The following is a 25,375-nucleotide window of genomic DNA, read 5'->3' on the forward strand; positions in this document are numbered from 1 at the left end:
CAGACGATCAAGGGTACTGCTGAACCTGACCTTGCTGCTGACCACCATACTCCTGGCCCGGAATCGCCTTGAGGTTGACCTCTACACGGCGGTTCTGCGCCCGGCCATTGGCGTCGCCGTTACTGGCAACCGGGCTATCCGGACCGGCGCCACGGGCGCTCAGATTGGCACCGCTGACACCTTGCGAGGTCAGGTAGGTTGCCACGCTCTGGGCGCGACGCTGGGACAGGTCCATGTTGTGCTGGCGGCTGCCGGTGCTGTCGGTATAGCCGACGATCTCGATCTGGTTCTGGTTGAACTCTTTGAGCGAGCCCGCCAGGTTGTTCAGCGGCTGATAGAAACTTGGGGCAATGTTCGCCGAATCGGTAGCGAACGTGATGTTGCCCGGCATGATCAGCTTGATCTGGTCGCCCTGGCGCTGCACTTCGACACCGGTGTTGGCCATGCTGGCGCGCAGCTTTTTCTCTTGCTGATCGGCGTAGTAGCCGTAACCGGCGGCGGAAGCACCGACCACCGCAGCACCGATCAGTGCGCCCTTGCCACGGTTATCGTGGTTGATCGCAGCACCGGCCAGCGCACCGGCCAGAGCGCCGAGGCCACCGTATTTCGCGGTCTTGCTCATGCCTTGGGAGCTGCCATCCGCCTGACCCTGCGGCTGACCGTCATAAGGGTTGGGCGAGGCACAGCCGGACAGTACGGCCACGGCAGTAGCGACAATCATCAAACGACGCATGGTGAACATGTAAAGCTCCTACTTTTTTTGCATTCTGTGGTGCAACGGACCAAGGCATCAGCCTTTGCGGGCGTTGGATCATGTTAACGGGTAAAAATTCCGAATGTTACAAATCAGCCCCGAACAAAGGGGTTTTCGCGCATTTCATCGCCCAGGCGGGTGTCCGGACCATGCCCGGTCACCACGGTTGCGTCTTCGTCGAGGGTGTACAGCCGCTGCTTGATCGAGCGCACGATGGCCGCCTGGTCGCCGCCCCACAAATCCGTGCGTCCGACGCCGCGACGAAACAGCGTATCACCGGCAATCAGCAGCTTGGCCTCGGAAAACCAGAAGCTCATGGAGCCCGGCGTATGACCTGGCGTGTGCAGCGCCACGCCGCAGCCGCAAGCCAGTTCTTCATCATCGGCCAGCCAGCGATCCGGGGATGGCACCGGGGTATAAGGAACGCCGAACATCTGGCACTGCATTTCCAGGTTGTCCCAGAGAAACTGGTCTTCCTTGTGCAGATGCAGCGTCGCGCCGGTTTTCTCCTTGAGTTGACCGGAAGCCAGGAAATGATCGAGGTGGGCGTGGGTGTGAATGATGCTGACCACTTTCAGCCCCAGGGCGTCGAGCCGCGCCAGGATCAGCTCATGATTGCCACCTGGATCGACGACGATGGCCTTTTTCGTTACCGGATCGCCGATGATCGTGCAGTTGCACTGCAATGGGCCGACGGGGAAGGTTTCGCGAATGAGGGTGGGTTGTTGGGACATCGGCGGGGCCTGCTCGATAAACGGGGGATGAGTGATTTTCTCACAATTGAGTATCCAGCCAATGGCCGCGATGTGTAACGTGAAAAATCCTTAACCCAGTACCCCCAATTCCTTGGCTCGCGCCACCGCCTGCGTACGCCGCTCGACCCCGAGTTTGCTATTGATATGGCTGGCGTGGGTCTTGACCGTGTGCAGGGAAATAAACAGCTGATCGCTGATTTCCTGGTTCGAACAGCCCTGGGCGATCAATCGCAGGACCGCCATTTCCCGGGCGCTGAGTTGCTCCGCGGCTGCACAGGACTCCAGCCCGGGACGGGCAGCCAATGCCGGCAGTTTTTCACTGAGGCTCAGGGAAACGGGGGTTGGCGGACAGCTTTGAAGCTGCCCACGCAGCCAGTCCGGGTGCTCGGCCAACAAGCCCTCGAAGGGTTGCAGCACCCCTCCGCCGGCGGCGTCCAGCGCCTGGGCCAGTGCCTTGCGTGCTTCCGGTTCCCGTCCGCTACCCAGCAACAACGCCACTTTCTGGGTCAGCGCCATGGCGCTGAGCATCTGCCGACCGCTTTGCTGGCCATGTTCGAGCAGTGCATTCAAACGCCCTTCGGCCAGCATCGGTTGGCCCTGGATGACGTCGAGCAAGGCTTGTTGCAATTCGATATGCAGCGGCAATTGCGGATGGAACTCCGGTGGTGCCGCCGCGTTTTCGCCGTTATAGGTCTGCCCCAGGCGCGCCAGCCAGGCTTCGGCCAGGTCAGTGCGCCCCTGGGCCAGCCAGAGTTCACATTTGACCAGGGTGATCATGGCCAGGTAGTAGATCGGTGGCACATCCCAGATGTGCATGAGCCGTTCGGCTTCGGCAAGCTCGGCAAAGGCCTTGGCGAACTCGCCACTGCTGCCTTCCAGCCTGGCAATCACGCAGTGGCCGATCAGCACGCTGATGTCACGGCAGGCGCGCGCCTCGCTCAAACCGGCCTGCAATCGCACCCGCGCCAATTGCGGCTGCATGCGCAGGGCCAGCAAAAAGCCCTCGTACAAGGTCAGCCGGGCGCGAACCGCATACAGTCGTTGCGCAGGCAAGCTCTGCAGGCGCTGCATTCCCTGACGGACTTCTTCCAGCGCCCGACAGATTTCCCCTCGTGCTTGCAACACCCGGGCGCGGTCGTAGTGCGCCAGTGCTTCGAACAAGGGGTTGCCGACCCGTTGCGCCAACTCCAGCGATTCGCGGTTCAATCCCCGTGCCCGCCACAAATCGCCGTCGGCAATGGCGAGGTTGGACAGGGTCGAAAGGCACATCAGGCGCTGGCCGTAACGCTTGCACGGAAGACTTTCCAACGCTTCGCGGCAGTACCGCAGCGTCAGTTCGCGGTTGCCGCGTCCACGGGCAATGATGCCGCTCAACGCCAGCCATTGAGCGAGCATCGACTTCTGTGCGGTGGCCGACGGAGCAGGCAGGAAACGGCTCAAATGGCTGGCCAGCTCTTCGGCGGCATCCAGTTGGCAAGCCATCCCCAACGCCCAGCTATAGAGCACGATCAGCCGCGGCGTGCTGATCAGCAAGCTGTCGGGCAAGTCCATTTTCCAGCGCAGCAACATGCCGACATTCTGCTCGGCCAGCAGTTGCTCCTCGGAGAGGTTCTGCACCAGGTTCGCCGCGACGTCCAGGTGACCGGCGCGCAAGGCCTGTTCCACGGCCTCATCGAGCAGTCCCTGGGCATTGAACCAGCGGCAGGCACGCAGGTGCAGGCTGGCGGCCGGCACCATCGACTGGGAAGTCGGGCGCGTGCGCAACAGATCGGAAAACAGGTGATGGTAACGATACCAGTGGCCGTGCTCGTCCAGCGGCACCAGGAACACCTGGTGGGCGAGCAGGAAGCGCAGGATTTCGCCGCTGTCATGGGCGTCGCGAACGGCATCGCACAGTTCGCTGCAAAAACGCTCCTGGGGCGCCGTGTCGTAGAGGAACGACTGGACCTCGGCGGGCAGGCAATCGATGACCTCTTCGAGCAGGTAATCGCGGATCAGCCCTTCCCCGCCGTGCAACGATTGCGGCAGCGCGCCGTCGGTACCCGCCTCCGAGGCGGCCAGCAGCCAGAAACGCAACCCCGCGACCCAACCTTCGCTGCGCTGGATCAGGTTTTCCAGTGCTTCACCGCGCAAGGAACTGCTGTGCCGGTCGAGCAGGCTCAAGGCCTCGTCGTGGGTCAGGCGCAGATCCTGTTCATGCAATTCAAGCAGTTGTCGCGACAGCCGCAGCCGCGCCAGATGCCAGTCGGGACGTTGGCGACTGGTGACCATCACCAGCAAGCCATCCGGGAGATGATTGAGGAAAAATTGCAGGCAACGGTCCAGTACCGGCCCCTGGGCCAGATGGTAATCATCCAGCACCAGCAGCAATGGCGTCGCGGTGGACAAGTGCTCGGCCAATTCGTCGAGCAGGCCATCCAGCCATTCTTCGAATGCGAAAGGCTGATGGCGCTGGCGCATTTTCAACAGCCCGAGCGATTGCCTGCCCAGGTGCGGGAAGTAGTCCTGGAGGCCTTCCAGCAGGCGTTCGAGAAAACGTCCCGGGTCACTGTCTCGCGGGCTCAACCCCAGCCAGAGACTTTGCCAGTGCGCCGGCAACCCCTGACAAAACTCCACCGCCAACGAACTCTTGCCGAACCCTGCCGGTGCGCTGACCAGCAATAACCTGCCACCGAGCCCGGCACTCAGGCGCTCGCACAAACGTGGACGCAGCACATGGCCGTCGGGCAACGGCGGGCGGAAGAAGCGCCCGTCGAGTGTCGCGACAGCAACGTTTGCAGAACCTGGGGATGTAGACAAATCAGTCATAGCCGGCTCTTGTTTGAATTGCGGGTGGCGGCGTTGCAGATGTCCGCAGACTAGCCGTAAACGGATAGGGAATGAAGGTAATTGCTACAAATGGCTACAAAAAGTCTACAAGCAAAAAAAACGCCCCGAACCAGTCGGGGCGTTTTCAGAGGGTGCGGCCTCTACTCAGTTCACTTTAGCGAACACCATCCTGACGCAAGGCGGCCGGGGTGAAGTCGCTGGTGGTGGCAGTGAAGCCGAAGTCATAGGCCGACTTCTCTTCGTTCTTCATGCCCAGCGCCAGGTAACGACCCGATTGCAGGTCGTACAGGGTTTCAAGGGCATACCACGGTACTTGCTTGTCGTAGTAGTTCTCGGCATGGGCCTCGGCGACGCGCCACAGTTGACCGCGACCGTCGTAATGATCGATGACCGCTGCTTGCCAGGTGTCTTCGTCAATGTAGAAGTCACGCTTGGCGTAGATGTGACGCTGACCTTCCTTCAGGGTGGCAACTACATGCCACACACGACGCAACTCGTAACGAGCCAGGTCCTGGTTGATGTGACCGGCCTTGATGATGTCGGTGTACTTGAGCTTCGGATCGTCGAGCTTGTAGGCATCGGAGGCGATGTACATCTCTTTCTTGCCTTCGAGCTTCCAGTCGTAACGATCCGGTGCACCGTTGTACATGTCCAGGTTGTCGGAGGTACGCAGGCCATCGGCTGCGGTACCCGGGCCGTCATAGGACACTTGCGGCGCACGGCGCACACGACGCTGGCCGGCGTTGTAGACCCATGCCGAGCGCGGCTCCTTGACCTGGTCGAGGGTTTCGTGAACCAGCAGTACACCACCGGCCAGACGCGCCGGCGCGGTCACTTTCTGCTTGAAGTAGAACAGGATGTTGCCCGGGTTCGCCGGATCGTAGTCCTTCATCTTGTCGCGGAACACGAACTGGTCCTGGAAGTACACCAGGCTGAACGAGCCGTTCGGCTGTGGCGTGGCCTGGGTTACTAGGCGGGTCACGCTGCCCCCGCGATAGCGGGTGATGTGGTTCCAGATGACTTCAACGCCGCTTTTCGGGATCGGGAACGGAATGGCGGTTTCAAAGTTCTCCAGGCCGTTGCCGCCGGACACCAGTTTGGTGTTGGTGGCGTTCTTCTTGATGGAGGCGAACACCTCATCCGGCACGGTGGCACCGCGGTGGGATGGATAGACCGGCATCTTGAAGGTTTCCGGGTAGCGCTTGAACATCGCGTACTGACCCGGGGCAAGCTTTTCCTTGTACTGGTCGACGTTCTGCGCCGTGATGGTGAACAGCGGTTTTTCACCCGGGTACGGATCGGACAGGAAGCCCTTGCTGTCGACCGCTCCGGCATTCTTCGGCAACGGTTTCCAGGCCGGAATCGAACCGTCGGCGTTACCCGCCATTTCAGCGCCCATCGGGGTCAAGCTCTTGCCCAGTTTGTCGGCTTCGGCCTGGGGAACCGCTGCGATGACGCTGGTCGCCAGCAGTGAAAGGCCCAGAACACCGGCGTGGAACAGACTCTTTGTTATTTTCATATGTTCGTTCGTCCTGAAAATTCAGTGCTTAGAAGTTCACGCCGAGGCTGAGCGCAACGAAGTCGCGGTCATCCACGGTGGTGTACCTGCCGTCGAAGAAGTTGGTGTAGGCCAGGCTCGCGGTGTAGGTGTTCTGGTACTCGGCGTCGACACCCAGGCTCACCGCCTTGCGGCCTTCCTCGAAGTTGCCGCCAGGCCCAGGGGAGTAGCCTTCCACGTCATGAGACCAGGCTACGTTTGGCTTGAGGTTCACACCGGCAAACACGTCGTTGTATTCCCAGATGGCACGACCGCGGTAGCCCCATGAAGTCGCGGTGGTGAAGCCTTCGTCGGTGCAGTTGCGGCTGCGGTTGTTGGTCGGCGTACCCGGGCCGGCACCGCTGATGGTGCTGTTGTTGAGTGTCACGCAGGTATTGAGCGCGCCAGAGGCTGGCAATTCACCCGGACCGTAGACCGGATCGCGGCCATAACGAACGTCGGAAGTGCTTTCCAGGCCGCCAACGTGGGTCACGCCCACTTCGCCCACCAGGGTCAGACGGCTGGCGCCCATGACCTGATCGAAGAAGTGCGTCAGGGTGGTCTGGAACTGGGTGACTTCCTTGCGACGATACCCGTGCAGGTCCTGACCCGGCACGCCGGTAAGCAGCGATGCATTGGTCAACGGGTTGTTCGGGTTGTTATTGCCTATAGGACGAACACCGGAGAACAGGATGTCGGTGGAGTTGAGCTGCACCGGAGCGTTCGGACGGTAGCTGATCTCACCGCTCCACGCCGTACCGGTAGGCAGGGTGGTGGAGAAGCTCAGGCCGTAGAGGCGGATGTCTTCCGGGTATTCGATGAAGTACTGCGAATTACCCGCCACCAGCAATGGCGCCAGTGCGGCGAACGGGCCGCCCTGGAGGGCCGCTGCAGTGTTGTAGACCGACTGCGGCGCACCGGTAGCGCTGAAGATCGGCGCACGGCTGTGGTAATTCATGAAGTAGGCGCCGAACTCGGTGTCCAGCGGATCGAACATGTACTTGAGGGACGCGCCCCACTGGCCGCTGTCGCGGGCATCGCGATCGGGGCCACGACGCACCAGAACACCCTCATTGTTGACGTCGACGCCGTTGGCGGCCAAAGGCCCCAGGGCAATGGCCGGAATTTGCGAGCGCTTGGCCAGTACGCGCAGGTTGTCGTCGCAGCCGTCGGCAACGATGTCTGGCTGGGAGAAGAACGTGCCGCAGTTGTCGACAACGGTCTGGTCCCATTCAATTTGGTAGAACGCTTCGGCCGAGAGGTTTTCGGTCAGGCTCTGGGACACATAGAACATGTTGACCGGGATCAGGCCTTCCTTGATCTCGGCCCCCGGACGGCGGAACGCGGACACGTCGATCGGGTTGATCGAGTTGATGCCACCACCGATGAAGGTACTTTCACCCCAGCTCACGACCTGCTTGCCCAGACGCACGGAGCCTGGCTGATCGGCAATGGAGTAGTTGTGGTAGACGAAGGCGTCGAGGATCTGGCCGCCGGCAGACTTGGCGCCTTCCTTGCGGTTGTCGTCGCTGATGTCCTTGAACGGACGGCTTTCGTCCTTCAGTTCAAAGTCGTACCAGTATTTGCCACGGACGAAAACACCGGTATCGCCGTATTTCAGTTCAAGGTCATGGATGCCCTTGAAGATCTTCGAGAAAGTTTCCCCGCTCTTGAAGTTCAGGTGACCGTCATCAGAAGTCTGGGACAGACCCTTGCCGCCGTTGTTGACACCGATGAGGTTCTTGTTGGCACTTTCGGTAGACCAACTGGCACCGATCGACAGGGATGAGTCGAACTGACCTTCGATTTCACCGACGTTGAAACTGACGCCGAATGCTGGCCCGGCGAGCGTAGAGGCAAGACTGACAGCCAGGGGCAGTTTCGCCCGGCGCCAGAACTGGTTTGCTGATGTCATCGACGCTACTCCATGTGCATTTTATTTTTATGGCAAGAGCACTTCTAAAAACGCTGTGGATAACCGGGAGCCATGGCATCCCAAAGTCATTCCAAAGTTGCATCGCCCCGGTTCGTGCGGTTGCCCCGTTCTTAAAAATCCTTGAGTGGACTATAGCCAGCAGGTAGTAGCGCTTGATCCCTCTAAAGTGTGATTTGCAGCTGCCAGCCACTCTGGAACAGTCCTTTCGCCAGTCCGACACCCGTCGGCACGGCAAGGATGGCTGAAAATTTCGTTTTGACAAGCCAAGCGCTTGCTTGGTGGGGGCTGGCGTGCCCTTTCGAGCACGCCAGGTGACGCTTAAAGCGTCGAGAGGAAGGTGCTGTTGGTGGCTTGCCACTCGCTGATGTCGACGCGAATGCGCTTCTTGTCGAGCTTGCCGACACTGGTCTTGGGAATTTCAGTAACAAGAGCGATCTGGCTCGGAATCGCCCACTTGCTCAAGTGTCCCAGCTCCACAAACGGCTTGAGGTGTTCCTTGAGTTCCCGCGCCCCGATTGCATGCCCCTCACGGAGCACCAGCAGGGCAAACGGCCGCTCGCCCCACTGCGGATCGGGGATCCCCACCACTGCTACTTCACGTACCGCCGCATGACGACTGATCAGGTCTTCCAGGTCCAGGGAGGAGATCCACTCGCCACCGGTCTTGATCACGTCCTTGATCCGGTCACGAATGTCGATCACGCCCATGCTGTCCAGGGTCGCCACGTCACCGGTGTGCAGCCAGCCTCCGGCCCAGAGCTCGGCGCCCTTCTGCGGCTCATTGAAATACCCCTCGGTCAGCCACGGCGCGCGTAACACCAGTTCGCCCTGGGTCTCGCCATCGGCGGGCAGGAAGTTGCCCTCGGTGTCGACGATCGCCGCCTCCACCAGCGGCCCTGGTACGCCGGCCTTGATCCGGTAAGTGGTGCGTTCGTCTTCGGTACCCGCCATCAATTCATCGTTGAGGTGTGCGCACGAAACCAGTGGCCCGGTTTCCGACATGCCGTAGGCGGCGGTCAGCTGAATGCCTTTGGCCTTGGCCGCCTCGTACAACGTGCGGTTCAGGGCGCTGCCGCCGATGACGATTTTCCAGCCGCCGAAGTCGACGGTCTGCGCGGCCTTGGCATTGAGGACCATCTGCAAAATGGTCGGTACGCAATGGGAGAACGTGACCTTTTCCTTGCGCCACAACTCCACCAGGTACTCCGGGTCATAGCGGCCGGGATACACCTGCTTGAGCCCGAGCATGGTCGCCACATACGGCAAGCCCCAGGCGTGCACGTGGAACATCGGGGTGATCGGCATGTACACGTCGTTGGTGCCCAGCAGGCGCACGCTATCGATCGCGCCCATGATGGTCGACACGCCCATGGTGTGCAGCACCAGTTGCCGATGGGTGAAGTACACGCCCTTGGGGTTGCCGGTGGTGCCGGTGGTATAGAACGTGGTCGCGACCGAGTTTTCGTCGAAGTCCTCGAAGTCGTATTGCGGGCTCGCCGCGGCCAGCAGTTGTTCGTATTCGCCGACGAGATTCGGCAGGTCCGCGGTTTTTTCCGGCAGGTCAGTCAACAGCAGGGTTTTGTCGACCGTGGTCAGTTGCCCCTCGATGGCCTTGTAGAGACCGACGAACTCGCTGTTGACCAGCACAAAGCGGTCCTCGGCGTGGTTCATTGTGTAGAGGATCTGTTCCGGCGACAGGCGCACGTTGATGGTGTGGATCACCGCACCGATCATCGGGATGGCGAACATGCATTCCAGGTAACGATGGCTGTCCCAGTCCATCACACCCACGGCATCCCCGGGCTTGACTCCGGCCGCTGTCAGCACGTTGGCCAGGCGGGCTACCCGTTCGATCAGGGTCGGGTAGCTATAGCGCAACTTGTCGCGGTAGATGATCTCGCGGGTTTTCTCATAACGGGCACCGGACATCAGCAGCCGTTTGATCAACAGCGGGTACTGGTAAGCGCCTTCGGCCGGGGGGATAACGCGAGTCTGCAACATAATAATCCCTTTAATCTGACTGCACGGTCGTGACTGAAAGTACGCACTGTAGTGCCCTTGAACGTCAGCCAAATCAGCCAAAGGAATGATTTGCAGAACCCCACGAATGATAGCGTTACGCCATCATTTGCGAGGTTTGATCATCTGTAGGAGCGTCGACCGGCTGCTCCTACAAGGATAGATATCTGATCAATGCATCTCGGTAAAAGCGAGCTTCACGCCAATCGCGATCAGCACCGCGCCCATGGTCCGGTCGAACCAATGGCCCATGCGGGCGAAACCGGCGCGTACGCGCTGCTGGCTGAACAACATCGCCACCAGGCAAAACCAGATCGCTGTCGCCACCGCCAGGTAAACCCCGTACCCGGCCTGCACGGCCAGCGGCGTGTGCGGGTTGATCACCACGGTGAACAGCGAAAGGAAGAACAGCGTGGCTTTCGGATTGAGACCGTTGGTGACAAAACCCGAGGTGAAGGCACCACGGGCGGTGCGCTCGCCGGCCTCCTTGTGCAGGTCGTCCGCCACAGATTTGGCCGGTTGCGCGCGCAGCGCCTTGTAACCGATGTACAGCAGGTAAGCGGCGGCGGCCCATTTCAAAGCATTGAACAGCACGATCGACTGGGACACGATCAGGCCGATACCCAACAGCGAGTAACCCACGTGCAGGAAAATCGCCGTGCCCACGCCCAGCGCGGTCCAGGTACCCGCGCGACGACCGTGGGTAACACTCTCGCGCACCACCACGGCAAAGTCCGGGCCAGGGCTGGCCACGGCCAGCAGGTGAATCAGGGCAACGGTCAAGAACTCTGTCCAGTACATGGGGGCTCCTTCAGGCCAAGCGTAACTAGTTATTTCATCTGGTAGGCTCGGCAGATTACGCCTTCAGTTCATTGCACAAAAGGTACAGTTGATGACGAACACCCGCCGCGCCGTTTTCCTCGACCACCCGTCCCTGGACCTCGGCGACCTTGACCTCGACCCGCTGCGCAGTTGTTTCGGCGATTTGCAACTGTTCGCCCAGACCTTGCCCGATCAAGTCATCGAACACCTCAAGGGTGCGACCGTCGCCATCAGCAACAAGATCCTGATCGATGCCGCCGCCATGGCCGCCAGCCCTGATCTCAAGCTGATCCTGATCACCGCCACCGGCACCAACAATGTCGACCTCGCCGCCGCCCGCGCCCACGGGATTACCGTGTGCAACTGCCAGGGCTACGGCACACCGTCGGTGGCGCAGCACACGATCATGCTGCTGCTCAACCTGGCCACGCGCCTGGCCGATTATCAAAAAGCCGTCGGCGAAGGCCGCTGGCAGCAAGCCAAACAATTCTGTTTGCTGGATTACCCGATTGTCGAACTCGAAGGCAAAACCCTTGGTCTTTTGGGCCATGGCGAATTGGGCGGCGCGGTCGCACGGCTGGCTGAAGCCTTCGGTATGCGCGTTGTGCTGGGGCAAATTCCAGGGCGCCCTGCCCGGCCGGACCGCCTGCCACTGGATGAACTGCTACCGCAAGTCGATGCCCTGACCCTGCACTGCCCGCTCAACGAACACACCCGTCACTTCATCGGCGCCCGCGAACTGGCCGCGATGAAACCCGGCGCGTTCGTGGTCAACACCGCCCGCGGAGGCCTGATCGACGAACAGGCGCTGGCCAACGCCTTGCGCAACGGGCATCTGGGCGGCGCCGCCACTGACGTGCTGAGCGTCGAGCCTCCCGTCAACGGCAATCCGCTGCTGGCCCATGACATCCCGCGCCTGATCGTCACCCCGCACAACGCCTGGGGCAGCCGCGAAGCGCGCCAGCGAATCGTTGGCCAAGTGACCGAAAACGCACTGGGATACTTCAGCGGTAAGGCGCTGCGGGTCGTCAGTTGATAAACTGCGGCACTTTTTTTCACAGGAGCAGTTATGGATCCGCGCAGTGAAGTACTGCTTCGTCAGGCCGAGTTATTCCAGGGCTCGGTGTTGTTGGCCGGCTTGCCCGCCGACGACTTGCTGGGCCGTCTGCCCGAAGCTCATGGCTGGTGCTGGCACGCCGGCGATCAGGCCGCGCTGGACGCCCGCTTCGCCGAGCGCAGCCATTTTGGTGTGAATGCTCCTGAGCGCGAGTTCGATACAGCGGTGGTGTTTCTGCCCAAGGCCAAGGACCTGACCGACTACATTCTCAACGCCCTCGCGTCGCGGCTGGCTGGCCGCGAGCTGTACCTGGTCGGCGAGAAAAAAAGCGGCATCGAAGGCGCCGCCAAACAACTCAACCCGTTCGGCAAACCACGCAAACTCGACAGCGCGCGCCACTGCCAGCTCTGGCTGGTCACCGTGGCCAACGCACCTGAAGCCAAACCGCTGGAAAGCCTGGCGCAGACCTATGAATTGCCGCTGGCCGAAGGCCCGTTGAAGGTCATCAGCCTGCCGGGGGTGTTCAGCCATGGTCGCCTGGATCGCGGCAGCGCGCTGCTGCTGGAACATCTGGACAAACTGCCCAGCGGTCACTTGCTTGATTTCGGCTGCGGCGCAGGGGTCTTGGGCGCGGCAGTGAAACGTCGTTACCCGCATAACCAGGTCACGTTGCTGGATGTGGATGCCTTTGCCGCTGCCAGCAGTCGCCTGACCCTGGCGGCCAATGGTCTGGAAGCCGAGGTGATAACCGGTGACGGCATTGATGCCGCCCCGATGGGTTTGAGTGCGATCCTGAGCAATCCGCCGTTCCATGTCGGCGTGCACACCGACTATTTCGCAACGGAGAATTTGCTGCGAAAAGCGGCCAAACATCTGAAAAACGGTGGCGAACTTCGTCTGGTAGCGAACAGCTTCCTGAAGTATCAACCGTTGATCGAAGAGCATCTTGGTGTGTGCGCGATCAAGGCCGAAGGACAGGGCTTCCGGATCTACCGAGCCAAGCGCGGATAGAACTTCTTTGAAAAAGAAGGCTTGCCGAATGGGTTTTGCAAAGGCAGAATCCGCTCCGTCCTAGGGGAGTAGTCTCCCACGAGCGCCACGCTCGTCCGGCATGCGTCAACATACTTGGTCCTCAGACCATGGCGCATGCGACCCAAGCATCCACATCAGATGGATCGCAGGGTTTGACAAGACCTATGACACGAACACCTTACCCGGGGCGGGGAGGCTGTACGTGTCATAGCCGTGTCGACCCGCCCCTTAGGAAAACCCTGATGCTGGATTCACTACTCGTACCTACCGCAATCGTTGCCTTGGCCGAAATCGGCGACAAGACGCAACTGCTCGCGCTCATTCTCGCTGCCCGTTTCCGCAAGCCCTGGCCGATCATCGCCGGTATCGTCGCCGCGACCCTGGCCAACCATGCGGCCGCCGGTGCAGTGGGCGCCTGGGTCGGCAGTTTCTTCTCGGATACGATGTTGCACTGGATCCTCGCCGCGAGCTTCGCCGCCACGGCGCTGTGGACCCTGGTCCCGGACAAGATGGATGACGACGAAGCCAGCACCGCCCGCAAGTTCGGGCCGTTCCTGACCACGCTGATCGCGTTCTTCCTGGCGGAAATCGGCGACAAGACGCAGATCGCGACCGTGATGCTGGCTGCGCAGTATCCGGAGCTGTGGCTGGTGATCATCGGCACCACCCTCGGCATGCTGATTGCCAACGTGCCCGTGGTATTGGCCGGTAACTTCGCCGCGGACAAATTGCCGTTGACCCTGATCCGTCGACTGGCGGCATCGGCGTTCTTCATCCTGGCGATTGTCGCGGTGTACAAGGCGATGCAGAGCAGCGGGTGGGTTTGACGCGACAGGTCGTTAGACCGCGTTATCGTTCTTCGTCGGAACGCCGCCCGGAGCAAGCCCGCTCCCACATTGGGTCTCCAGTGCACACAAAGTTTGCAGTCAATGGAGATTTATTGTGGGAGCGGGCTTGCTCGCGAAGAGGCCAGCAGCCTCACCACATGACTATCAGGACTTCTTGGCTTGCTCGTAAAGCGGCATGACCTTCGGAATCGCAGCCTGCAACGCCGCAATACGACTCGACGACGCCGGGTGAGTGCTCAGGAACTCCGGTGGTGAACCTTCCGAGACCTTGCTCATCTTGTTCCACAGGGTGATCGCGGCATTCGGGTTGTAACCGGCGCGGGCGGCCAGTTCCAGGCCGATCAGGTCCGCTTCGTTTTCATTGGCACGGCTGTTGGGCAAGGTCATGCCGTAGTTGGCCACGGTATCGGCCAGGGCCAGGCTGTCCTGCCCCAACCCGAGCAAGGCACCCGCGCCCTGCTTGGCCATTTCGATGCCGTAAGCCTTGGACATCGCTTCACGACCGTGCTCACGCAGGGCGTGGGCGATTTCATGGCCCATGATCGCGGCGATCTCATCGTCGGTCAGTTGCAGTTTGTCGATCAACCCGGTGTAAAAAATGATCTTGCCGCCAGGGCCGCAGTTGGCGTTGAGCTCATCGCTCTTGATCAGGTTGACTTCCCACTTCCACTGGGCCGCGTCCGGACGGAAGTTCGGCGCCTGGGCAATCAGCCGGTCGGCAATCGCCTGAACCCGCCGGGCTTCATTGCTGGACTTGTCCAGCACACCCTTGCTGGACGCTTCGCCCACTGTCTTCTGATAGGACTGGGCGTACATCTGGTCGACCTCTTGCGCAGACAACATGCTGAACATGTACTGCTTGCGCTCAACGCCTACAGCGCCGCCACTGGTGGTATTGACCGACTGGCAGCCGGTGAGCAACAGTGCTGCGCTTAGTGCACTGACAGCCAAAATCTTGTTCATCAAAAAACTCTCTGAAAACATGCCGCTTATCCTAGGCGTGGAAATGTATCGACGCCAGATACAATGGACGTAAGACGCACAATTCGGACAAAGCTCTCATCGCCGTAGAAAAAATTCACATACGGCGACAACCCGCAGCCCATCACGCCGCTCATTGATTCAATTACGACATCCGGCACGCCAAAACGGTCCTTTCAACTGCCCACACTCATGCCCGCCCGTCACCCTGCCGATACACCTGGGCAGATGTCCTTTCGCGTGCGGAGCCCCCATGAAATTCAAGTCGATCCAGTTTTCCGTGGCGGCCCTTGCCGGCGCCATTGTCCTTAGTGTCGTGGCAGCGCTGGTTGTGTACGCACTGTTCTCCGGCGCCCGGACGCAAGACATGGTCCAGGAGCGGACCCAGGCCCAATTCGAGCAAGTCATCGAACAACGCCTGACGTCCCTGGCGCAAACCCAGGTCAGCCAGATCCAGCGCGAACTCGAAGCACCGCTGCTGATCGCCGGCGGACTGGTGCGGGTCAACGCCCTGATCGGCACACCGGGTGCCGATGGCCAGCCCGCCCTGAGCCGCGAGCAACTGATCGGCCTGATCAAGGAAAACGTGGTCAAGAACCCGAAAATCCTCGGCACCTACATCGGTTGGGAAAAAGACGCACTGGATCACAACGATGCGGCCTACGTCGGCACCCAGGTGGTCGGCATCGACGCCGCCAATGGGCGCTTCCTGCCCTGGTGGTTCCGCAACGACGACGGCACCCTGGGCCTGGACAAACTGGTGGACGTCGACGACCAGAAAACCCTGTCCACCGGCGTGCGCGCCAGCGAGTACTACCTGTGCTCGAAAGAAACCAAAAAATCCTGCGTGATCGACCCGGCGCCTTATAAGGTGGGCGACAAAATCGTCATGCTCGCCTCCTTTATTGAACCGATCATGCTCAACGGTGCCTTCCAGGGCATCGTCGGCGCCGACCTGTCGGTGAACTTCATCCAGGAAATGCTCCTGGGCGCCAACCAGAAGCTTTACAGCGGCGCCGGGGAAATGGCCCTGATCGGCGGCAATGGCCGGATCGTTGCCTACACCAAGGATCCGAGCAAATTCGGCGAGAAGGTCAGCGACATCCTCGACAGCAAACAGATCGCCAACATGGCCAATCTCAAGCGCGGCGAAGTCACCTATACCGTCGACAAGGCCCAGGGCCGGATCGAGTTGTACCTGCCGTTCGGCATCGGTCAGACCGACGCCCGCTGGACCCTGATGCTGCAGTTGCCGCTGAATGCGGTCATGGCCGACCTGCAAAAGCTCCAGGCCGACCTGGACGCGCAGCGCAAATCCGACACCTTCGGTATGGCGATGGTTGGCCTGGTGATTGCCGGTATCGGCTTGCTGGTGATCTGGCTGGTGGGCCACGGCATCGCCCGCCCGCTCAAGCAGATGGTGGCCATGCTCGACGATATCGCCCAGGGCGAAGGCGACCTGACCCGACGCCTGACCAGCGATCGCGCCGATGAACTGGGCTCGATCGCCAAAGGCTTCAACACTTTCCTGGCCAAGTTGCAGGCGATGATCACCCAAGTGGTGACTTCGGTACAGAGCGTCAGCGATTCGTCGGAACACACCGCCGACATCGCCATCCGCACCAACACCGGTGTGCACAAGCAAATGGCCGAGATCGATCAAGTGGCCACCGCCGTACAGGAAATGACCGCCACCGCCCAGGACGTCGCGCGCAATGCGACCCAGGCCGCACAGGCTGCCAGCCATGCCGATCAGGCCGCCAGCCAGGGCATGCAGATCGTGCGCGACACCTCGAACTCCATTGGTGCCCTCGCCGTGGAGATCGGCCGGGCCGTCGGCGTGGTGCAAACCCTGGCCAAGGACAGCGAAAACATCAACGCCATCCTCACCGCCATTCGCGGGATCGCCGAGCAGACCAACCTGCTGGCCCTGAACGCAGCCATCGAAGCCGCCCGTGCCGGTGAACAGGGCCGAGGTTTTGCCGTGGTGGCCGACGAGGTGCGTAACCTGGCGCAGAAGACGCAAAAGGCCACCGAAGAAATCCAGACCATGATCCAGCAACTGCAGCAAGGCACCCGGGATGTGGTGCGAGTCATGGAGGACAGCCAGAACCGCACGGACGAAAGCGTACTGCACGCATCGAAAGCCGCTGAAGCACTGGAAACCATTACTCAGGCAGTGTCGGTGATCAACGACATGAACACCCAGATTGCCAGCGCGGCCGAGGAGCAAAGCGCGGTGGCGGACGACATTAACCGCAACGTAATCAACATCGGCCAGGTGGCCAATGAAGTGGCTGGTGGGGCAGATGAGTCGAGTGCGGCCAGTGCGGACTTGACCAAACTGGCTGAGCAGCAGCGGCGGTTGATCAATCAGTTCAGGGTTTGACCTTCAGGCCCTCTTCGCGAGCAAGCCCGCTCCCACATTTGATCTTCAGTGAACACAGAATATGTGTACGACAGAGTTCCAGTGTGGGAGCGGGCTTGCTCGCGAAGGGGCCTGCACTGACACCAAAAAACTCAACCCGGGGTCAAACACTCAGGTCCATTGAGCTTCGGATCATTCACCATATTGGCCAGCACCCGTTCGCGCAATGCGGCAGGCTCACTGGCCAGCAAGGCTTGCAATGCATGCAAGGGCGTCTCGGGATCCAGCCACACGGCCTGCCCCGCCTCATCAAGAATCAACGGCCGCCGCTGGCTCGCCGCCGGCTGGGTAATCACGGCGGTACTCAGCCACACCTGCTCCTGCACCGGATACGCCTCCCAGATCGCCGCAAAAAATAATGACGAGCCCTCCCCCGGTGTCAGCCAATACGGGCGCTTGCGCGTCGTGCCGCGCCATTCGTAGAAACCATTGGCCGGCAACAGGCAGCGGCGCTCACGCAAGGCCTGGCGAAACATTGGCTGTTCGGCAACGGTTTCGGCGCGGGCGTGGGCCGGGGTGCGGGACAGATCGGTCAGCCAGGGTGGCGTCAGGCCCCAGCGGGCACGGGCCAGCGTGCGCTGGCCGTCTGGCTCGGCCCGTAGCATCAACACCGAATCATTGGGGGAAATGTTCCACTGCGCCTGCTGGTCGGCGGGAAAACCGGGCAGCGCCGCGAAGGCGGGGTTCCAGCGAAACAGGGCATAACGTCCACACATGGGGCAGCACGACTCTTGATCAAACGAACGCCAGCCTAACAGACCAGCGTGCCGGGGAAGCTGTCCGGCTCATCGCCGGACAGCGGCAGCGCGGCATTGTACGCGGTGATCAACTCGCGGGCGTATTCGGCCTGGTCGTTATCCACTGCCAAACCCAGCAAACCGAAAATCGGCAACTCACCGGTGGCTCCCACCAGATCGCGTCCCACCAGATGCGCCTCGATGCCCTCGCTGGCGAGCATGCCTTGCAGCAACTCGCCTTCCATCAGGTTTTCCGGGTCGTAGATGCGCTGCATACACGCTCCTCACTCGTTTTCGCTGAACACTTCGAGATGCCATTCCTCTTCATGAACCTGCAACACGAAGGTTATCGGCCGACAGCACACCTGGCAGTCTTCAATATAGGTCTGATCGCCACCGGACAAATCCAGCGTCGTCTCGACTTCCTCACCACAATACGGACATTCATACAGCGCAGTTTCCAGCATCGCGGTCTCCCAGGTGACTTGTGCGTATAATCGCCGGTCTATTTGCAGGGCTATTTTTGTCTGGCTACTTTTTCAGACCGTGCCCCGCCGGTTTTCGATCAAAACCTTTACTTACCCTAGCCGTTTCTAACAAGAGAGCATGATGGGCGAATTCGATGCCATCCGACCTTACGACGACAGCGAAGTCCCAGCGGTGCTGGACCGGCTGCTCGGCGACAAGGCGTTTCTAGATATCCTCACCCACTTCCGCTTCCCGCGTTTCGCCGGCGCTTTAGGCTGGGCACTCAAACCACTTATAGCCCATCGGCTGCGCCGTGAGTTTGCCGGCATTACCTCAGTGGCCACGCTGCAGGACAAAGTCGAGGTTTACGTCGACCATACCATTGAGCGTGCCACCGACGGTGTCACCTATACAGGGGTGGAGCAATTCAAGTCCGGCAGTGCCTATCTGTTCATCGCCAACCACCGCGACATCGTGATGGACCCGGCCTTCGTCAACTACGCCGTGTACCACGCCGGCCTGCCGACGCCACGCATCGCCATTGGCGATAACCTGCTGCAAAAGCCTTTCGTCAGCGACCTGATGCGCCTGAACAAGAGCTTCATCGTGCACCGCTCGATCAGCGGACGTCGGGAAAAAATGGCGGCTTATCAGCTGTTGTCGGCGTACATCAATCATTCGATCCGCAACGATTGCGCCTCGATCTGGATCGCCCAGGCCGAAGGACGAGCCAAGGACGGTGACGACCGTACCGAATCGGCAATCCTCAAGATGTTCCACATGAGCCGCAAGGACGAGCCGTTCGGCGAAGTCATTCAGTCGCTGAACCTGACCCCGGTGTCGATCAGCTACGAGTACGACCCGTGCGATCAGGCCAAGGCCCGCGAGCTTTACATCCGCGCCACCACCGGCAGCTACACCAAGGTGCCGGGCGAGGATGACGTGAGCATCGCCAAGGGCATCACCGGCTACAAGGGCCGGGTGCATGTGAACTTTGCCGCGCCGATCACCGAACTGTTCGAAGACACCAAGCAATTGGCGGTCGAGATGGACCGGCAAATCCTCAGCGGATACCGCTTGTTCCCCGTGCACTACCTGGCTTACGCGCAGTGGAAGGACACCGATCCGCAGTTGCAGGTGCCGAAAGCCGCCGACGTGTTCCCGGCCGAGGAACTGGCCAAGGCCCAGGAAGAATGGCAACGCCGCCTGGACGCCTGCCCTGAAGAGCATCGTCCATTCCTGGTGCTGCAATATGCGACGCCGGTGCGCAATCAGTACCGGGTGAAGGCAGGGTTGCCGCTGTAAGCGGTATCGGCCTGACGGCGCTTTTTGTGGCGAGGGGGCTTGCCCCCGTTGGGCTGCGAAGCGGCCCTAAAACCCAAGAAGGTTTTCCCTCTGACACAGCGTCCCTGTCGAGGTGACGACGGCTTCGCCGCCGAACGGGGGCAAGCCCCCTCGCCACAGGGTTTACTTCAGCCTCAGACCTGCGTACTGATCCACGACACCAGCAGTGCCATCCCCATGCAGGCAAAGCCGAAGATGTAGAAAAACCGGTTCTTGCGCAAGGTCGCCCAGTCCAGCGTGGGCTCTACGCTGGGGCTGCTCTGGCGCTGCGCCTGCAAACTGGCCATCGCGCGCAGTTCGCGACGACGGGTGGCGTGCAGCAACCAGCCGCCGGGCAAGGCAAAGAACAAGGCCAGCAGATTGATCAATTTGGCGGGATGGGCGGTAAACAGCGTCATCAAGTGCAGCGACATCACAAACCTCAAGTAAAACAGGTGGCAGGTGCCGGACCGGCGACCGCGGCGCGGATTCTACCGAAAGCCTGCGCGCCTGCCCTCTGTTTCCGACAAGTAACGAAGCTTTTGATCAATAGCTGTCCTGAGTCACGGCTTCGTCATCTGTATCGGCGAACATGCGCGCCTCGAAACCGACACGGATCACGTCATGCTCCACGCCGAAAACCAGGATCGTCTTTACCTCATCACCCCCAGCGAAGAACAACAAGCCCTCGTCGGCAGCCTCGCCTTCAACGTTCAGGACCGCCACTGGCTGGTGTATTGCGCACTCGGTGGCCACCAGCATGCGGATTTGCCGGAGGCGGATTTGCTGACGGGCGTGAGCGTGCTGGATTTTTACTCGCAAGCCGCCTGACACCACCATTCCCCCTGTGGGAGCGGGCTTGCTCGCGAAAGCGGTGTGTCAGTCAATATCAATGCTGCCTGACACTACGCCTTCGCGAGCAAGCCCGCTCCCACAATGGGTCGGTGTGCATCCGCAAAAAGTCAGCAGTCATGAAAAAGCCCGGGACCATCGCTGGCACCGGGCTTTTTCGCATCCAGCGAAGCTTACTCGCCGAGAATCTGACCCACGGTCGGGTCCTTGAACAGGCGGGTCAACGCATCGCTCAACACATCGCTGACCAGCTTGGTGTTGGTTTCCTGGTTCGGCGCCATACCGAAGCGCTGGTCCAGGGACGAGCCATAACGGCCGCTGTAGCGACGGTTGGCATTCTGTACATCTGAGCGGAAGGTCGCGCCGATGGTGGCTTCGGTCACGTACATGCCTTCCTTGGGCGACTGGTACTTCAACTCCGCCAGGGTCACGGTCAGTTGCGGGGCATTCATGGCGTTGTTCGTCGGGGTAAAGCCCAACAGACGCACGGCGGCTTCAGCCTGGGCCTGCAGCTTCGGCAGGATCTGCGCGCCCTGCACGGTGATCGCGCTGGTCTCCGGGTACAGACCACCACGGGTGCCCAGCGTCGGCGACGGGCGACCGTCCACTACACGCACCACGACGGGCTGGCCATGGCCGACCGGGGCCAACTGGGCGGTCAGCTTGGGTTCCGGGCTCAGTTGTTGCGGGCTGTGGGCGCAGCCAACCAGGGTCAAACTGGTCACAGTGATCAAACCGAACAACAGGCGTTGCAACATGCTCTTCTCTCCAGAATCAGGCACAAACAGGCCGGCAGTATAGCGGTGCGCCACTGCGGGTAACCAGCACCTCACAGTGTTTGATGAAATCTCTGACAAGCCCTTGGCAACGCGGTTCCTGTCATGCAGATGTCACCCCTCATACACTTGCACGTAATGGCCTGCAGGCAATCTTCTCGGCAGACACCCAAACGGTATATCGCCATGCGCCATCTGATCTCTCTGTTCGCGCCACGCCCACTGCATCGCTGCTTCGCCCTGCTCGACCGCAACGGCCGTTGCCAGGCCTTCAAACAGTGCAGCCTCCAGCCCATGGGCGATGGCTGGGTTGAAATCGAAGAGATCCGCTTGAACTGGCTGAATCAGCCGCTGCCTGCCGGTGCCCGCGTCGTTTCGCAGCAGCACCGGCCACGCTCGCGTGCACAGCAAATGATGACGACCTGACCAAACACCTAATAAAAGTCATTAAACACGACCATTTCCCTGCGTTTCTTAGATACAATCTCCCCCCGATTATAAGGACGTCTCCTGATCGGGCCTCGCAGCATCGTCAATGCGCTTGTATTGACACCCCCGCACCGCCCACAGAGAGCCGCCCACACAGATCGAGTGAAGCTGGCGCGCTTGCTGTTTTGTTGAGCAAAACCTCCACTTTTCGCGAATCTGCAGAGCTGTCATTACGCTCGGTCACTGAGCTGTTTGCCCGTTTTGCCTGCCCTGTATCCCATGGCGGCAATCCATCCGGGCACGGTGCCAGGCTGGGACAGCCCTTTTTGAGGTTCACGTCTTCAAAAGAGCGTGAAAAAAACGGGTTTTCACAACTTCACAAGAGTGTGGCGAGCAAATGAATAGTTTTGCGTCTGAACATGCACCATTAGCGTCTACAACAGCCCAACGACACAGGACCGAGTATTTCTCGAACACCGGAGCCTGAAGCCTGTCCGCTACGGATTTGGTTGCACAAACGGATGTATCGACCATAAGTCGAATTGCCTCCCGCGCGCTGAAATGAGTTCATATGGCTCATTAGGCCTGGCAGGTAGCGTCCGTCGAAGTTGCGATAAATTGCGAAGATTCGGACATGGCGATCCTGCCATGGGTACCTGGGGCAACACTGACACGCCCCGTCACTCCTGGCAGCCATGCCGACAATTTGGTGCTGCAGATTTTGGAGACGCGTTAAATGGCGCATAACGAAGCAGTCGACGTAGTACTGGTTGGGGCCGGCATCATGAGTGCCACCCTTGCAGTATTGCTCAAAGAGCTCGACCCCGCGATCAAGCTGGAAGTCGTCGAGCTGATGGATTCCGGTGCCGCGGAGAGTTCCAACCCGTGGAACAACGCCGGTACCGGTCACGCCGGGCTGTGTGAGCTCAACTACACGCCGCAGGCCGCCGATGGCGCCGTCGACATCAAGAAAGCCGTGCACATCAACACCCAGTTCGAGGTGTCGAAGCAATTCTGGTCGTACCTGACCAAAAAAGGCACGTTCGGCTCGTGCAAATCGTTTATCAGCCCGGTGCCACACCTGAGTTTCGTGCAGGGCGACAGCGGCGTGTCCTTCCTCAAGGAACGCTTCAAGGTGCTGAGCAAGCACCACGCCTTCGCCGACATGGAGTACACCGAAGACAAGGCCAAAATGGCCGAGTGGATGCCGCTGATGATGCCTGGCCGCGATCCTGGCGAAACCCTCGCCGCGACCCGCGTGATCAATGGCACCGACGTCAACTTCGGCGCCCTGACCAACCAGTTGCTCAAGCACCTGACCAGCGCACCCGATGCCCAGGTCAAGTACTGCAAGCGCGTGACCGGCCTCAAGCGCAGCAACGGCGGCTGGACTGTCAGCATCAAGGACGTCAACAGCGGCAACACCCGTGAAGTCGACGCCAAGTTCGTTTTCCTCGGCGCGGGCGGTGCGGCATTGCCGCTGCTGCAGGCCTCGGGCATCGAAGAGAGCAAAGGCTTCGGCGGCTTCCCGATCAGCGGCCAATGGCTGCGTTGCGACAACCCGGAAGTGGTCAAGCACCACCAGGCCAAGGTCTACAGCCAGGCTGCCGTGGGTTCGCCACCAATGTCCGTGCCGCACCTGGACACCCGCGTCGTTGAAGGCAAGAAATCCCTGCTGTTCGGACCGTACGCCGGCTTCACCACCAAGTTCCTCAAGCACGGCTCCTTCATGGACCTGCCGATGTCGGTTCGCGCCGGCAACATCGGGCCGATGCTGTCCGTGGCAAAAAACAACATGGACCTGACCAAGTACCTGGTCAGCGAAGTGATGCAGTCGATGGAGCAGCGCCTGGAGTCCCTGCGTCGCTTCTACCCTGAGGCGAAAGCTGAAGACTGGCGCCTGGAAGTGGCCGGCCAACGGGTGCAGATCATCAAGAAAGACCCGAAGAAAGGCGGCATCCTGCAATTCGGTACCGAACTGGTCGCGGCCAAGGACGGTTCCCTGGCGGCACTGCTCGGCGCTTCGCCAGGTGCCTCGGTGACCGTTTCGATCATGCTTGAGCTGATCGAAAAATGCTTCCCGGGCAAAGCCAAGGGCGAATGGGCCACCAAACTGGCCGAAATTTTCCCGGCCCGGGAAAAGGTCCTGGAAACCGACGCTGCGCTGTATCGCAAGATCAACACGCAGAACAACGTTGCCCTGGAACTGGTTGAAGCCAGCAGCGAGACCGAAAGCTACGCTTGATTCGGCCTTACAAAAAACGCCCCGTTCTCACTGAGAGCGGGGCGTTTTTTTATGGCTGAAATTTACTCAGCCGCGAGCTTTTTCGATCAGTTCAATGTAGTCCGGCGCGTTGCGCTGATCCTTGATCAGGGCGACGAAGTCATTGCCGTGCTCATCCTTGCCATTCACGTCGTAACCCGCTTCGACGAAGAACGTCAGGAAACGCTCGAAATCGTCGATGCGCAGGCCACGGTAGGCCTTGACCAGTTTGTGCAGGGACGGAGAAGTCGCGTCGACCGGTTCGAAATCGAGGAACAACTTGATCTGCTCATCGCCGATCTCGTCACCAATCACTTGTTTTTTATCTTTACGCATTGCCGACTCCAGCTCGCAGACATTTCACGGGGCGGGCAGTTTACCCCTGCGCGGGCTCAAGGCTCAACGCGGACGAGTGCTGCCGGTGTGCAGATCGGCCCAGACATGACCATTGGCGTAGCTGAGAAACTGGCAATACACCGTGTCGTTGCGCAACAAGTCGATCACCACCCGGTATTGAGCGAGCGGGTAATAGAGGGTCAGGGTTTTGCTCTTATCGTCGTAGACCGGCTTCTTCAGGCTTTTGCTTTCACCATCGAAGTTGACCAGCACCTGGCTGATGGTGGCGCCCTTGTTCAGGGATTTGCCCTTGAGCCGAATCATCAGCGGCGAAGTGACCGGAATCGGCTGTTGATTGGATTGACGCTGAGCGCCGACCACCACCGAATAATCGGTGACCTGCATCAGTTGCTGCTGCTCGGGATCGGCATCACGCAGCGTGAGATCGTCCGGCGGCAGGAATTGACTGTGCATGAGCGCCGGCGCGGCGGCCAGTGGCAGGCTGAGGGTCAGCAACAGGGCGGCGCAGCAGCGGATCAAAAGACTCATGACAGGCTCCGGAATCGGGGCTGAGCACTCTAGCATGGGTGTACAAAAATACGTCCGTGGACGCAGATCAATGTGGGAGCGGGCTTGCTCGCGAAGAGGGAGTGTCAGTCAACATCAATGCAACTGACACACCGCTTTCGCGAGCAAGCCCGCTCCCACAGGGTGGAGATCAGTCGAACTGCGCGCGCATCCAGGCCTGATACTCGGCAACACCCGGCTCGCCTTCGCGCGGCGCCCAATGCGCCAGCTCACCCTCTCCGACCGGGCGGTAAGGACCGGCCTTACATTCGAACATCATGCTGTCGGCCTCCAGCACCACCAAACCGTGGAACACACCGGTTGGCAGGTCCACGCCAACACAGTCCCCACCGGCCTGCAGCACGGTCTTGCTCAACACCACACCGGCCTCGTCAAAGATCAACACACCCAGCCGCCCCTTTAGGACCAACAGGGTTTCGGCCTTGTTGTCGCCCAAATGCCGATGAGGCGGGATATACGTGGACGGCTGCAGCCCCACCGCCATGCGATGACAGGCGTCTTCCATCTGATGGAAATTGTGGTGCTGGCGCCCACGAGGATTGGCCGCGGCTTTCCCGGCCAGCTCGGCGAACAAGGTCTGATCCAGAAAGCGAGGCGTATCCATG

24 protein-coding genes and 1 riboswitch are annotated in these 25,375 nt (G+C 60.4%); of the genes, 8 read left to right on the plus strand and 16 right to left on the minus strand.

All coding sequences use genetic code 11. The features are described 5' to 3' along the window. Positions 1-7: 7 nt before the first annotated feature. The 7 genes from PspS34_RS23285 to PspS34_RS23315 all read right to left on the minus strand — a co-directional run bounded on the left by PspS34_RS23285 (position 8) and on the right by PspS34_RS23315 (position 10,631). A complete protein-coding gene (locus PspS34_RS23285) occupies positions 8-742 on the minus strand; it encodes an OmpA family protein (RefSeq protein WP_102670980.1) in 735 nt (244 codons plus the stop codon). Between the two features lie 104 nt (positions 743-846). After that, the gene (locus tag PspS34_RS23290) at positions 847-1,488 is read right to left on the minus strand and encodes an MBL fold metallo-hydrolase (RefSeq protein ID WP_154860502.1); all 642 of its coding nucleotides are present in this window, start codon (positions 1,486-1,488) and stop codon (positions 847-849) included. A gap of 90 nt (positions 1,489-1,578) precedes the next feature. Next, on the minus strand, positions 1,579-4,317 hold the full coding sequence (locus tag PspS34_RS23295) for a LuxR C-terminal-related transcriptional regulator (RefSeq protein ID WP_154860503.1): 2,739 nt from the start codon (positions 4,315-4,317) through the stop codon (positions 1,579-1,581). Between the two features lie 175 nt (positions 4,318-4,492). Then, complete coding sequence (locus tag PspS34_RS23300) at positions 4,493-5,857, minus strand: DUF1329 domain-containing protein (protein WP_150815203.1); 1,365 nt, start codon at positions 5,855-5,857, stop codon at positions 4,493-4,495. Positions 5,858-5,885: 28 nt separating this feature from the next. Then, positions 5,886-7,790, minus strand: coding sequence for a DUF1302 domain-containing protein (locus PspS34_RS23305; RefSeq protein WP_057713343.1), 1,905 nt, complete (start codon positions 7,788-7,790; stop codon positions 5,886-5,888). A 339-nt stretch (positions 7,791-8,129) separates the two neighbouring features. After that, on the minus strand, positions 8,130-9,812 hold the full coding sequence (locus PspS34_RS23310) for a fatty acid--CoA ligase (protein ID WP_150815204.1): 1,683 nt from the start codon (positions 9,810-9,812) through the stop codon (positions 8,130-8,132). 189 nt (positions 9,813-10,001) lie between these two features. Continuing rightward, positions 10,002-10,631, minus strand: a complete 630-nt coding sequence (locus PspS34_RS23315; RefSeq protein ID WP_150815205.1) for a LysE family transporter — start codon at positions 10,629-10,631, stop codon at positions 10,002-10,004. A gap of 91 nt (positions 10,632-10,722) precedes the next feature. On the opposite strand from PspS34_RS23315, the gene PspS34_RS23320 reads away from it, so the two are divergent. From PspS34_RS23320 to PspS34_RS23330, 3 genes are all read left to right on the plus strand, one after another. Then, entirely contained in the window at positions 10,723-11,688 is a 966-nt protein-coding gene (locus PspS34_RS23320; RefSeq protein ID WP_057713340.1) for a 2-hydroxyacid dehydrogenase, read from the plus strand. 33 nt (positions 11,689-11,721) lie between these two features. Then, the gene (locus tag PspS34_RS23325; RefSeq protein WP_008045980.1) at positions 11,722-12,720 is read left to right on the plus strand and encodes a class I SAM-dependent methyltransferase; all 999 of its coding nucleotides are present in this window, start codon (positions 11,722-11,724) and stop codon (positions 12,718-12,720) included. Between the two features lie 51 nt (positions 12,721-12,771). Continuing rightward, positions 12,772-12,894, plus strand: a riboswitch (yybP-ykoY riboswitch). 89 nt (positions 12,895-12,983) lie between these two features. After that, complete coding sequence (locus tag PspS34_RS23330) at positions 12,984-13,568, plus strand: TMEM165/GDT1 family protein (RefSeq protein ID WP_008016665.1); 585 nt, start codon at positions 12,984-12,986, stop codon at positions 13,566-13,568. A 165-nt stretch (positions 13,569-13,733) separates the two neighbouring features. Here the strand turns inward: PspS34_RS23330 and PspS34_RS23335 are convergent, their stop codons facing one another. Then, positions 13,734-14,552 (minus strand): M48 family metallopeptidase, encoded by an 819-nt coding sequence (locus PspS34_RS23335; protein ID WP_154860504.1) that lies wholly within the window; start codon positions 14,550-14,552, stop codon positions 13,734-13,736. 271 nt (positions 14,553-14,823) lie between these two features. On the opposite strand from PspS34_RS23335, the gene PspS34_RS23340 reads away from it, so the two are divergent. After that, entirely contained in the window at positions 14,824-16,959 is a 2,136-nt protein-coding gene (locus tag PspS34_RS23340) for a methyl-accepting chemotaxis protein (RefSeq protein WP_154860505.1), read from the plus strand. A 131-nt stretch (positions 16,960-17,090) separates the two neighbouring features. Here the strand turns inward: PspS34_RS23340 and PspS34_RS23345 are convergent, their stop codons facing one another. Genes PspS34_RS23345 through PspS34_RS23355 form a run of 3 tightly spaced genes read right to left on the minus strand, consistent with a single transcriptional unit; the run spans position 17,091 to position 18,202 of the window. Beyond that, positions 17,091-17,714, minus strand: a complete 624-nt coding sequence (locus tag PspS34_RS23345) for an SOS response-associated peptidase (RefSeq protein ID WP_154909519.1) — start codon at positions 17,712-17,714, stop codon at positions 17,091-17,093. A gap of 35 nt (positions 17,715-17,749) precedes the next feature. Further along, a complete protein-coding gene (locus PspS34_RS23350) occupies positions 17,750-18,010 on the minus strand; it encodes a DUF2007 domain-containing protein (protein WP_057713336.1) in 261 nt (86 codons plus the stop codon). Positions 18,011-18,019: 9 nt separating this feature from the next. After that, entirely contained in the window at positions 18,020-18,202 is a 183-nt protein-coding gene (locus PspS34_RS23355) for a CPXCG motif-containing cysteine-rich protein (protein ID WP_102671697.1), read from the minus strand. A gap of 139 nt (positions 18,203-18,341) precedes the next feature. On the opposite strand from PspS34_RS23355, the gene PspS34_RS23360 reads away from it, so the two are divergent. Further along, positions 18,342-19,508, plus strand: coding sequence for a 1-acyl-sn-glycerol-3-phosphate acyltransferase (locus tag PspS34_RS23360; RefSeq protein WP_154860507.1), 1,167 nt, complete (start codon positions 18,342-18,344; stop codon positions 19,506-19,508). Between the two features lie 173 nt (positions 19,509-19,681). Here PspS34_RS23360 and PspS34_RS23365 read toward each other — a convergent pair whose 3' ends face one another. Continuing rightward, on the minus strand, positions 19,682-19,960 hold the full coding sequence (locus tag PspS34_RS23365) for a hypothetical protein (protein WP_154860508.1): 279 nt from the start codon (positions 19,958-19,960) through the stop codon (positions 19,682-19,684). Positions 19,961-20,150: 190 nt separating this feature from the next. On the opposite strand from PspS34_RS23365, the gene PspS34_RS23370 reads away from it, so the two are divergent. Further along, on the plus strand, positions 20,151-20,357 hold the full coding sequence (locus PspS34_RS23370) for a hypothetical protein (RefSeq protein WP_033052291.1): 207 nt from the start codon (positions 20,151-20,153) through the stop codon (positions 20,355-20,357). A 194-nt stretch (positions 20,358-20,551) separates the two neighbouring features. Here PspS34_RS23370 and PspS34_RS23375 read toward each other — a convergent pair whose 3' ends face one another. Beyond that, positions 20,552-21,136, minus strand: a complete 585-nt coding sequence (locus tag PspS34_RS23375) for a YajG family lipoprotein (protein ID WP_007973847.1) — start codon at positions 21,134-21,136, stop codon at positions 20,552-20,554. Positions 21,137-21,340: 204 nt separating this feature from the next. Here PspS34_RS23375 and PspS34_RS23380 point away from each other — a divergent pair, with 204 nt between their 5' ends. Then, complete coding sequence (locus tag PspS34_RS23380) at positions 21,341-21,580, plus strand: hypothetical protein (RefSeq protein WP_057713332.1); 240 nt, start codon at positions 21,341-21,343, stop codon at positions 21,578-21,580. A 739-nt stretch (positions 21,581-22,319) separates the two neighbouring features. After that, entirely contained in the window at positions 22,320-23,828 is a 1,509-nt protein-coding gene (gene mqo, locus PspS34_RS23385; RefSeq protein WP_154860509.1) for a malate dehydrogenase (quinone), read from the plus strand. 66 nt (positions 23,829-23,894) lie between these two features. Here mqo and PspS34_RS23390 read toward each other — a convergent pair whose 3' ends face one another. From PspS34_RS23390 to PspS34_RS23400, 3 genes are all read right to left on the minus strand, one after another. Further along, positions 23,895-24,182, minus strand: coding sequence for a PA4642 family protein (locus PspS34_RS23390; protein WP_015096805.1), 288 nt, complete (start codon positions 24,180-24,182; stop codon positions 23,895-23,897). Positions 24,183-24,245: 63 nt separating this feature from the next. Next, positions 24,246-24,731, minus strand: a complete 486-nt coding sequence (locus PspS34_RS23395) for a hypothetical protein (protein WP_154860510.1) — start codon at positions 24,729-24,731, stop codon at positions 24,246-24,248. A gap of 169 nt (positions 24,732-24,900) precedes the next feature. Continuing rightward, positions 24,901-25,374 carry a WbuC family cupin fold metalloprotein gene (locus tag PspS34_RS23400; protein ID WP_154860511.1) on the minus strand — a complete coding sequence of 158 codons (474 nt, stop codon included), beginning with the start codon at positions 25,372-25,374 and terminating at the stop codon, positions 24,901-24,903. Between the last annotated feature and the right edge of the window lies 1 nt (position 25,375).

The sequence above is a fragment of the Pseudomonas sp. S34 genome, assembly GCF_009866745.1.
GTDB lineage: Bacteria > Pseudomonadota > Gammaproteobacteria > Pseudomonadales > Pseudomonadaceae > Aquipseudomonas > Aquipseudomonas jessenii.

Coding starts and splice junctions, on each gene's coding strand:
- PspS34_RS23285 (WP_102670980.1), bottom strand. CDS start 742: ATGTTCACCATGCGTCGTTTGATGATTGTCGCTACTGCCGTGGCCGTA.
- PspS34_RS23290 (WP_154860502.1), bottom strand. CDS start 1,488: ATGTCCCAACAACCCACCCTCATTCGCGAAACCTTCCCCGTCGGCCCA.
- PspS34_RS23295 (WP_154860503.1), bottom strand. CDS start 4,317: ATGACTGATTTGTCTACATCCCCAGGTTCTGCAAACGTTGCTGTCGCG.
- PspS34_RS23300 (WP_150815203.1), bottom strand. CDS start 5,857: ATGAAAATAACAAAGAGTCTGTTCCACGCCGGTGTTCTGGGCCTTTCA.
- PspS34_RS23305 (WP_057713343.1), bottom strand. CDS start 7,790: ATGACATCAGCAAACCAGTTCTGGCGCCGGGCGAAACTGCCCCTGGCT.
- PspS34_RS23310 (WP_150815204.1), bottom strand. CDS start 9,812: ATGTTGCAGACTCGCGTTATCCCCCCGGCCGAAGGCGCTTACCAGTAC.
- PspS34_RS23315 (WP_150815205.1), bottom strand. CDS start 10,631: ATGTACTGGACAGAGTTCTTGACCGTTGCCCTGATTCACCTGCTGGCC.
- PspS34_RS23320 (WP_057713340.1), top strand. CDS start 10,723: ATGACGAACACCCGCCGCGCCGTTTTCCTCGACCACCCGTCCCTGGAC.
- PspS34_RS23325 (WP_008045980.1), top strand. CDS start 11,722: ATGGATCCGCGCAGTGAAGTACTGCTTCGTCAGGCCGAGTTATTCCAG.
- PspS34_RS23330 (WP_008016665.1), top strand. CDS start 12,984: ATGCTGGATTCACTACTCGTACCTACCGCAATCGTTGCCTTGGCCGAA.
- PspS34_RS23335 (WP_154860504.1), bottom strand. CDS start 14,552: ATGAACAAGATTTTGGCTGTCAGTGCACTAAGCGCAGCACTGTTGCTC.
- PspS34_RS23340 (WP_154860505.1), top strand. CDS start 14,824: ATGAAATTCAAGTCGATCCAGTTTTCCGTGGCGGCCCTTGCCGGCGCC.
- PspS34_RS23345 (WP_154909519.1), bottom strand. CDS start 17,714: ATGTGTGGACGTTATGCCCTGTTTCGCTGGAACCCCGCCTTCGCGGCG.
- PspS34_RS23350 (WP_057713336.1), bottom strand. CDS start 18,010: ATGCAGCGCATCTACGACCCGGAAAACCTGATGGAAGGCGAGTTGCTG.
- PspS34_RS23355 (WP_102671697.1), bottom strand. CDS start 18,202: ATGCTGGAAACTGCGCTGTATGAATGTCCGTATTGTGGTGAGGAAGTC.
- PspS34_RS23360 (WP_154860507.1), top strand. CDS start 18,342: ATGATGGGCGAATTCGATGCCATCCGACCTTACGACGACAGCGAAGTC.
- PspS34_RS23365 (WP_154860508.1), bottom strand. CDS start 19,960: ATGTCGCTGCACTTGATGACGCTGTTTACCGCCCATCCCGCCAAATTG.
- PspS34_RS23370 (WP_033052291.1), top strand. CDS start 20,151: ATGCTCCACGCCGAAAACCAGGATCGTCTTTACCTCATCACCCCCAGC.
- PspS34_RS23375 (WP_007973847.1), bottom strand. CDS start 21,136: ATGTTGCAACGCCTGTTGTTCGGTTTGATCACTGTGACCAGTTTGACC.
- PspS34_RS23380 (WP_057713332.1), top strand. CDS start 21,341: ATGCGCCATCTGATCTCTCTGTTCGCGCCACGCCCACTGCATCGCTGC.
- mqo (WP_154860509.1), top strand. CDS start 22,320: ATGGCGCATAACGAAGCAGTCGACGTAGTACTGGTTGGGGCCGGCATC.
- PspS34_RS23390 (WP_015096805.1), bottom strand. CDS start 24,182: ATGCGTAAAGATAAAAAACAAGTGATTGGTGACGAGATCGGCGATGAG.
- PspS34_RS23395 (WP_154860510.1), bottom strand. CDS start 24,731: ATGAGTCTTTTGATCCGCTGCTGCGCCGCCCTGTTGCTGACCCTCAGC.
- PspS34_RS23400 (WP_154860511.1), bottom strand. CDS start 25,374: ATGGATACGCCTCGCTTTCTGGATCAGACCTTGTTCGCCGAGCTGGCC.